The 8,129-nt window shown below is 68.7% G+C and carries 10 protein-coding genes; 2 read left to right on the top strand and 8 right to left on the bottom strand.

Features of this window, described 5'->3' with window-relative positions; translation table 11 throughout:
* Positions 1-123: 123 nt before the first annotated feature.
* The 4 genes from OC490_RS42200 to OC490_RS42215 form a co-directional block, all read right to left on the bottom strand.
* The gene (locus OC490_RS42200; RefSeq protein WP_262063357.1) at positions 124-1,299 is read right to left on the bottom strand and encodes an alginate lyase family protein; all 1,176 of its coding nucleotides are present in this window, start codon (positions 1,297-1,299) and stop codon (positions 124-126) included.
* A 157-nt stretch (positions 1,300-1,456) separates the two neighbouring features.
* Positions 1,457-2,209 carry a DUF3710 domain-containing protein gene (locus OC490_RS42205; protein WP_019072963.1) on the bottom strand — a complete coding sequence of 251 codons (753 nt, stop codon included), beginning with the start codon at positions 2,207-2,209 and terminating at the stop codon, positions 1,457-1,459.
* A gap of 1 nt (position 2,210) precedes the next feature.
* Positions 2,211-2,732: a dUTP diphosphatase gene (gene dut, locus OC490_RS42210; RefSeq protein WP_019072962.1), complete on the bottom strand. Its 522-nt coding sequence runs from the start codon at positions 2,730-2,732 to the stop codon at positions 2,211-2,213.
* A complete protein-coding gene (locus OC490_RS42215; protein ID WP_262063358.1) occupies positions 2,729-3,313 on the bottom strand; it encodes a PaaI family thioesterase in 585 nt (194 codons plus the stop codon). The genes dut and OC490_RS42215 overlap by 4 nt, the downstream gene beginning before the upstream one ends.
* A 58-nt stretch (positions 3,314-3,371) precedes the next feature.
* Between OC490_RS42215 and OC490_RS42220 the strand changes: the two genes are divergently transcribed.
* Positions 3,372-3,836, top strand: a complete 465-nt coding sequence (locus OC490_RS42220) for a DUF3093 domain-containing protein (protein WP_200717221.1) — start codon at positions 3,372-3,374, stop codon at positions 3,834-3,836.
* Positions 3,837-3,864: 28 nt separating this feature from the next.
* Here the strand turns inward: OC490_RS42220 and OC490_RS42225 are convergent, their stop codons facing one another.
* The 4 genes from OC490_RS42225 to OC490_RS42240 form a co-directional block, all read right to left on the bottom strand.
* A complete protein-coding gene (locus OC490_RS42225; protein ID WP_262063359.1) occupies positions 3,865-4,782 on the bottom strand; it encodes an EcsC family protein in 918 nt (305 codons plus the stop codon).
* A 13-nt stretch (positions 4,783-4,795) separates the two neighbouring features.
* The gene (locus tag OC490_RS42230; RefSeq protein ID WP_005481602.1) at positions 4,796-5,092 is read right to left on the bottom strand and encodes a DUF4193 domain-containing protein; all 297 of its coding nucleotides are present in this window, start codon (positions 5,090-5,092) and stop codon (positions 4,796-4,798) included.
* A 395-nt stretch (positions 5,093-5,487) separates the two neighbouring features.
* Positions 5,488-6,720 carry a sensor histidine kinase gene (locus OC490_RS42235; protein ID WP_262063360.1) on the bottom strand — a complete coding sequence of 411 codons (1,233 nt, stop codon included), beginning with the start codon at positions 6,718-6,720 and terminating at the stop codon, positions 5,488-5,490.
* Positions 6,721-6,726: 6 nt separating this feature from the next.
* Positions 6,727-7,380, bottom strand: a complete 654-nt coding sequence (locus OC490_RS42240) for a response regulator transcription factor (protein ID WP_010983842.1) — start codon at positions 7,378-7,380, stop codon at positions 6,727-6,729.
* Between the two features lie 415 nt (positions 7,381-7,795).
* Here OC490_RS42240 and OC490_RS42245 point away from each other — a divergent pair, with 415 nt between their 5' ends.
* A complete protein-coding gene (locus tag OC490_RS42245; protein WP_019072956.1) occupies positions 7,796-7,969 on the top strand; it encodes a hypothetical protein in 174 nt (57 codons plus the stop codon).
* The last annotated feature ends 160 nt before the right edge of the window (positions 7,970-8,129 follow it).

The raw sequence follows: 8,129 nt of genomic DNA on the forward strand, positions 1-8,129 counted from the left end.
CCGTGTACGCAGCGTCGACTTTACGGCCAATAAGTCCGACAAAAGGGGTGGCGGGCCTGGTCCGGGACGTCTTTGACACATCCCTGATGCCCGTATGGCACGGGCATCAGGGCGTGACGGTGTTCAGTTGGGGTTGTCGCCGTGGGTGAGGGTCTCCCAGGCCACGAAGAGGTTGTTGCTGCCGGCCGGGCGGTTGTTGAGGGTGAGCGTCTGGGTGTTGGTCATGGCGATGCCCAGGCGGTTGTGCAGGGCGTTGTAGCCGACCTCTGTGACGGGTCCGAGCCCGAGGGTCAGCGACCCGCCGCACAGCCAGCTCGGCACGGCCGTCCCGAGCTGGTACTTGGCCTGGAACCCGAGCGCCTGCCGCAGCCGCTCGCCCACGTCGGTGCCGTAGAGGTCGGTGCCCTGGATCCGGCTGGTCTCGGCGACGTGCGAGATCGAGGAGAGGCCGTACCCGGTGTGCGTGAAGTCGCGGCACGTCTCCTGGGTGAGCCCGGTGACGAAGGTCGACTGGCCCTGCCAGTAACTGACGATCTTCGCCGTGGTGTTGAGGTTCTGGCTCGGCACGGTTTTCGGTACGGAACCGTCCGAGGCGAGGTAGATGTAGGCGGCCGTCCGCGTCCGGAAGAGCGCCATGGCCTTGTCGTACGACGTCCTGTCCTCCAGGAAGACGGAGATGCCGACGGCGGCGTCCATCATCGTCAGCTCCCAGTTCCCGTTGGAATTGGAGCCGTTGATGATCTCGGGGAGGTAGACGTTGCGGAGCATGGTCGCGAAGCGGGCCGAGTTGGCCCAGGTGCCGGTGTACGTGTATTTGATGATCTCGGCGGCCTTGGGCCAGGAGGAGCCGGCCCAGCCGGTCTGCAGGGGCGCGTTGCTGTTGGTGTGGCTGGTGATCGTGGCCGACCAGGCGTCCATGATCTCGATGGACTTCTGGGCGTAGCGCGCGTCCTTGGTGATGTACCAGGCGAGCGCGTCGGTGTAGGCCGCTATCGCGTCCTCGCGTTCGTCGGTGCAGCCGTAGTTGGGGTTGGAGTACGAGCCGCACTCGACGACGGCTCTGGGCTTCGGGGTGCGGGTGAGGCCGGCGTAGGAGCTGGCCATCATCTGGTCGTAGGCGCCCTTCCAGGGCTGGGCGCCGGCGAGGACTTCGGTGCGGGCGAAGTCCAACTGGCTCCTGGAGACGTCGACTCCGGGATGGACGAAGGTGGCGGGGGCGGCCTGGGCGGGGGCGCCGGGCTGGGCGAAGAAGCCCAGGACCAGCGCGGTGACGACGGAGAGCAGGGCAGCGCGGCGCACGGTGACTCCGTTCTCGTATGTGAACAAAGAGCACCCTGATGAACGTGGGCGTTGAGCCGAGACCATAGGTACAGACCAATACGCCGTCAAGAGTGCGCGCACGACGAAGGGCCGCACCCCGGGAGGGGTACGACCCTTTCGTGTCTGTCTGTTCCGGCTAGCGGACCTCGGTGATCTCCGGTCCGCGCTGCAACTGGCCCATGCCGCCGGAGAAGCGGGAACCCGCCTCCTCCTGCTGGACACCCTCGGGAACCATCTGGGCGTCGTTCGGCAGCTTCAGGACGATCGGGTCGCGGGGCGCCATCGGGCCCTCGCCGCGCACCACGACCGTGTCCCGGAAGATCTGCTCCAGCAGACCGGCCGCCTGCGGCTGCACCGCGCCCTGCCCGGAGATCACCCCGCGCAGGAACCAGCGCGAACCGTCCACACCGACGAACCGCACCACCTGGAAACCGCCCGTGCCGTCCGGCAGCTGCACCGGAACCTGCGCGCGCAGCTCCCAGCCCAGCGGCCCCTCGACCTCGTCGACGATGCCGCCCTGCTGGGTGATGCCGCTGGCGATCTCCTCGCGGACCTCACCCCAGATGCCCTCGCGCTTGGGGGCGGCGAAGGCCTGCAACTGGATGGCACTGTCCTTGAGGACCACCGTGGCGGCGACGATCGCGTCACCCGCGACCTCGACCCGCAACTCCATGCCGTCGACTCCCGGCACGAACAGACCGCCCAGGTCCACCCGGCCCTCGGCGGGGTCGCCGACCTCCGAGTCGTCCCAGGGTCCGTCGGGGCGGGGCTCCGGTTCGAGCCTCACGCGCTCCACCGCGTCCGCCTCAGTGTCGACGTCGTCGACGACCTGCTCGGCCTCGCTCGCCGCGTCCTCGGCGGCAGTGCCCTTCTTGCGACGTCCGAACACGTCACTGTCCTTCCCGGTCGGATACGACCGAAGCGTATCGATTCCCACCCGTGGTGCCGCCCACAGCGGCGTGACCGCCGGTGGACCCGAAGCCCCCCTCGGCCCGCGCCGAATCGGGAAGTTCCGCGACCTCCTGGAAGCGGACCCTCTCGACCTGCTGGACGACCAGCTGGGCGATCCGGTCGAAGCGCTCGAACCGTACCGACTCGTACGGGTCGAGATTCACCACGATCACCTTGATCTCCCCACGGTACCCGGCATCAACCGTCCCCGGGGCATTCACTAGGGCGACACCGCAGCGGGCGGCAAGCCCCGAACGAGGGTGCACGAAGGCCGCGTACCCCTCCGGGAGCGCGACAGACACCCCCGTGGGCAGTACGGCCCGTTCACCCGGCTTCAGTTCCCGGCCCTCGGTGGTCCGCAGATCGGCGCCTGCGTCACCGGGGTGCTCGTACGACGGAAGCGGTACGTCGGGGTCGACGCGCCGGATCAGTACGTCCAGGGGACTACGGCCACTGCTCACGGGTTCACCTCGAAGGCACGGGTACGCCGGACCTGGTCCGGGTCGTCCATGGCGGCCCGGATCTCCTGCGGGCGGCCGTTGTCGATGAAGTGGTCGACCTTCACCTCGACGAAGAGGGCGTCGGCGCGCACGGCGACCGGCCCGTCGGGAGCGCCGATGCGTCCGGTGGCGGTCGAGTAGATCTTCCGCCCGGCCACCGCCGTCACCTCGGCCTCCAGATACAGCACGGTGTCCACGGGCACCGGCCGCACGAAGTCCGTCTCCAGGCGGCCGGTCACCGCGATCGTCCGCAGCAGCCAGTTCAGCGAGCCGAGGGTCTCGTCCAGCGCGCTGGCGAGCACTCCGCCGTGTGCGAGGCCCGGGGCGCCCTGGTGGGCGGCCCGCACGGTGAACTCCGCGGTGATGGTCACGCCCTCGCCGGCCCGCGCCGCCAGATGCAGCCCGTGCGGCTGGTCGCCGCCACACCCGAAACACTGTTCGTAGTGGGCACCCAGCAACTCACCGGGCGCGGGCGCGTCAGGGTGCCGCACCGGTTTCACGGCGTCGGACGGAGGCTTAAGAGCTGGAGAAGTACCACTCACAGCCGCAGACCTTACCCGCGCGTCGGTACGTTCCCGACACCGTGCCAAGCTTGGCTCCATGCAGCTCTCCGCCTCCCCCTACGACGAGCGCCTCACCGCCCCCCGTTCGTGGTGGTTCATCTCGTTCCTGGTCGGCGTCTCCTTCGCCCTGATCCTGCTGCCCTTCGGCACCCTGCCACTGCTCGGCGGCCTGGTCGGCGGCACCGCGTTCGCCGCGGTCACGGCCAGCTCCTACGGCTCGCTCCGCATCCGGATCGTGGGCGACTCGCTGATCGCCGGCGAGGCGAAGATCCCGGTGACGGCCCTGGGCGAGGCGGAGATCCTGGACCCGGAGGAGGCGCGCGCCTGGCGCACCTACAAGGCCGACACCCGGGCCTTCCTGCTGCTGCGCTCCTACATCCCCACGGCACTGCGCGTGGAGGTCACCGACCCGGCCGACCCGACGCCGTACCTGTACCTGTCGACGCGTGAGCCGGAGCGGCTGGCGGAGGCCCTGAAGGCGGCACGGGCGGCAGCCGTCTAAGAGAACCGGTCCCCTCCGATCCGATCCCCTAGCGCCCGAGTTCCTTGGGGATCTCGCCCATCCTGAGCGGGTCGGGCGGGGCCTCCAGGGGCGGCAGTTCGGGCAGCGCGTCCCAGGGCACCTGGGCCTTGCGCAGGTCCTTGCGGATGCGTTCGGCGAGCTTCTTGGTGTCCCGGCGGTTCATGACCGCTCCGACGGCGGCGCCGACCATGAAGGGCATCAGGTTCGGCAGGTCGCGGACCATGCGTTTCATGATCTGCTGGCGCAGCTCGCGCTTCATGTGGCCGTTCAGCGCGGCGCTCATGGTCGACGGCTTGGTCACGTCGATACCGCGCTCCCCGGACCAGGAGTTCAGATACGTGGTGGTGCGCTGCCGGAGGTCGCCGGGCGGACGGACGCCGTAGATCTCGTACAGCTCGGCGATCAGCTTCAGCTCGATCGCGGCGACGCCGGTGATCTCGGCGGCCAGTTCGGTGGGCATGGCGGGTGGCACCGGCAGCATCGCCGCGGCACCGATTCCGGCGCCGACGGTCGACGTCGCGTTCGCCGCGCCCGCCACCAGCTTGTCGGCGAGCTGTTCGGGGCCGAGGCCCGGGAACTGCCGCCGAAGCGCCTCAAGGTCCCGTACGGGGATCCTCGGGGCGATGTCGATGATTCGGTCGGCGAGGTACGCCAGGCCCGCCCTGGCCCGGCTGCCGCCCTTACGGACGCCTTCCTTGGCCTTGTCCCGGATGACCGCCGCCCGTCGCCTGGCGACGGGGGCGGCTGCGGGAACGTCGGCGGGCACCGGGAGGTCAGCCCGGTCGGCCGCCGGTTCGAGCGAGGCTGATCCCTGTTCGGATGAGCCCCGCTCGTCGTCACGCGCGCCATGAGGACCGTCTGTCGGCCCTTCGTCCGCTCCCGGTCGGCGGGAGCGGCGCTTCCAGGGTGGGGTCGAGCCAGTCACGGCCGACCCCTCCTCAGTCGCAGTCGCGGCAGATCGGCTGGCCGTTCTTCTCGCGGGCCAGCTGGCTGCGGTGGTGCACCAGGAAGCAGCTCATGCAAGTGAACTCGTCCTGCTGCTTGGGCAGCACCCGGACGGCCAGCTCTTCGTTCGAGAGGTCCGCTCCGGGCAGTTCGAGGCCCTCGGCCGCCTCGAATTCGTCGACGTCCACTGCGGAAGTCGACTTGTCGTTCCTACGCGCCTTGAGCTCTTCAAGGCTGTCCGAGTCGACGTCGTCGTCGGTCTTGCGTGGGGTGTCGTAATCCGTTGCCATGTCGCGCTCTCCCCCTCTGGGTGTCTGCGGTGTCTCCAGCGCACGTAACGCGTGAGAGGCCGGACTTGTGCCCGACCTGAGGCGGAGATTTTGCCTCACATCAAGGTCTGTTACTCAATCGACACCCAACCGGACCCCTCAAGAGTGATCGGCTTGGATGGCGAAGGGGACCGTACACGGTCCTCATGCCGCTCTTCAAAGGCACCTCACCGTGTACTTCCCGTGATCAAGACCCCTGAAAACCCGGATTTTCCCGGCTTTCCGACAGGGTGCATGATCACGGAGAGTAGATGCCCCGAAAATTGCGCTTGTGATCGATCACACACAAGGGTGCCGAAGATGCGGCCAGAAAATTCCGCGCAAAGCGAACATCCTCGTGTGTCGGCGACATGATCTCAGATGGGCAGGGTGACTCGCATCACGAGCCCACCCCCCTCACGTGGCTGGGCCGAGATATGGCCGCCGTGTGCGCGCGCCACGGACCGCGCGATCGACAGACCGAGGCCCACACCCTTGTCGCTGCCCGTTCGCTCCGTACGCAGCCGTCTGAAGGGCTCGAAGAGGTTGTCGACCTCGTACGCCGGGACCACCGGCCCCGTGTTCGAGACGATCAGCACCGCATGACCGTGCTGGACCTCGGTGGTGACCTCGACCCAGCCGTCCTCGGGCACGTTGTACCGCACCGCGTTCTGCACGAGGTTCAGGGCGATCCGCTCCAGGAGGACGCCGTTGCCCTGGACGACGACGGGCTTGCGCTCGCCGCGGATGACCACGTTCTTCGCGCTCGCCTCCGCGTGCACCTGGTCGACGGCCTGCTCGGCGACCTCGGCGAGGTCCACGGGCTTGCGCTCGACGATCTGGTTGTCGCTGCGGGCCAGCAGCAGCAGACCCTCCACGAGCTGCTCGCTGCGCTCGTTGGTGGCCAGCAGCGTCTTGCCGAGCTGCTGGAGCTCGACGGGGGCACCGGGATCGGACAGATGCACTTCCAGGAGCGTGCGGTTGATCGCCAGCGGGGTACGCAGCTCGTGCGAGGCGTTCCCCACGAAGCGCTGCTGGGCGGTGAAGGCCCGCTGCAGCCGGTCCAGCATCTCGTCGAAGGTGTCCGCAAGTTCCTTCAGCTCGTCGTCCGGGCCGTCCAGCTCGATCCGGCGGGACAGGTCCGAGCCGGCCACCGCGCGGGCGGTCCGGGTGATCCGGCCCAGCGGGGACAGCACCCGGCCCGCCATCGCGTACCCGAAGGCGAAGGCGATGATCGCGAGACCGAGCAGCGCCAGCAGCGAGCGGCTGAGCAGGTCGTCGAGCGCGTGCTGGCGCTGCTCGTTGACGCACTCGTTCATCGCGTTGTTCATCTCGGTCGCCGACGGCTGCGACGGGAAGTTGCAGGTCTTGCTGCTCACCGAGCCTTCGAGGATCTTGAACGGCAGATCACTGCCCACGTTCAACGCGTGCGCGGCGAGCAGATAGATGATCGACAGCAGCAGGATGCCGGCGATCAGGAACATCCCGCCGTACAGCAGCGTGAGCCGTATACGGATGGTGGGGCGCAGCCAGGGGAACGGTGGTTCGGGCCTTCTCGGGTCCCACGTGGGCTTCGGGGGCGCCTGGGGAGGCGCGGGGGTCGTCGCCACAGTGGATCAGATCCGGTAGCCGGAGCCGGGCACGGTGACGATGACCGGCGGTTCACCGAGCTTGCGGCGCAGCGTCATGACAGTCACCCGCACGACGTTGGTGAACGGGTCCGTGTTCTCGTCCCAGGCCTTCTCCAGGAGCTGCTCCGCGGAGACGACCGCGCCCTCGCTGCGCAGCAGCACCTCCAGGACGGCGAACTCCTTGGGGGCGAGCTGGACTTCCTTGCCGTCGCGGAACACCTCGCGGCGGTTCGGGTCCAGCTTGATGCCGGCCCGCTCCAGGACGGGCGGCAACGGCACACTCGTACGCCGGCCGAGGGCACGCACGCGTGCCGTCAGCTCGCTGAACGCGAACGGCTTGGGCAGATAGTCGTCCGCGCCGATCTCCAGGCCCTCGACACGGTCGCTGACGTCGCCGGACGCCGTGAGCATCAGCACGCGGGTGGGCATGCCGAGCTCGACGATCTTGCGGCAGACGTCGTCGCCGTGCACGAGCGGGAGGTCGCGGTCGAGGACGACCACGTCGTAGTCGTTGACGCCGATGCGCTCCAGGGCGGCCGCACCGTCGTACACGACGTCGACGGCCATGGCCTCCCGGCGCAGTCCGGTGGCCACCGCATCGGCGAGCAGTTGCTCGTCCTCGACGACGAGTACGCGCACGTCGCTTGTCCTTCCTCTGTCCACCCGCGTAGCGCGTCTCGGCGCACGCGGGCAGGGTCTTCGTGGCTGTGTGACCTCCATCCTGCCCTTTTCGGCCATAAGTCGGCTGTAAGGCGGCGGGGCGCAAGATGAAGGTCGGGTATGAGGCTCGGGAATGCGGGATTTTCTCGATGGGTTGAGGTTTCCACCGAAGGGAGCGCGGGGAGGACGGCTTTACACCCCGCGATCACGCTCTGCATGTGGCAAGCCACCTTGTGGTACGTCCAACGCTTCCGCAGAGCGGGCGTGGGTGTCCGGCACCGTCGCCGCCCAGCCAGGGCAGCGCTGGGCACTCGCATCCGCAGACGTGATCGCCCCTTCCGAACGGCACACCCCCGTGCCACCCGACCCACGACCCAGGACGAGGGGGCGCAGCATGGACGCATTCACCGCAGGACTTCTGCAGCGCATAAGGGCGACCGAGACCGACCTGACGCGGGCTCGCGACGAAGGCGACGACTTCCTCGTCGAGGTGGAACAGGCCGAGTTGGACGACCTGCGCCGCCTGGCCGCCGACCACGGTGTGGAGGTCAGCGCGACAAGCGTCTGATCAGCGCAAACAGCAGAAAAGCAGGACCCCGGCGAATCCAGCGCCGGGGTCCTGCTGCTTTCCGCGCCCACCACAACCCGGGGCGAGGGCCCACCAACTCCCACTGTCCCCACGCGCCGGCCGAGAGGGCGCCGTAGGGGCGCGCCGGTGTCGAGAGCCC

It is taken from the genome of Streptomyces sp. STR69, assembly GCF_024519455.1.
GTDB lineage: Bacteria > Actinomycetota > Actinomycetes > Streptomycetales > Streptomycetaceae > Streptomyces.

What these genes read in the sequence shown, in the direction of transcription:
- OC490_RS42230 (WP_005481602.1), bottom strand. Translation starts at nt 5,092, where the DNA reads ATGGCAACGGATTACGACACCCCACGCAAGACCGACGACGACGTCGAC.
- OC490_RS42245 (WP_019072956.1), top strand. Translation starts at nt 7,796, where the DNA reads ATGGACGCATTCACCGCAGGACTTCTGCAGCGCATAAGGGCGACCGAG.
- OC490_RS42220 (WP_200717221.1), top strand. Translation starts at nt 3,372, where the DNA reads ATGCAGCTCTCCGCCTCCCCCTACGACGAGCGCCTCACCGCCCCCCGT.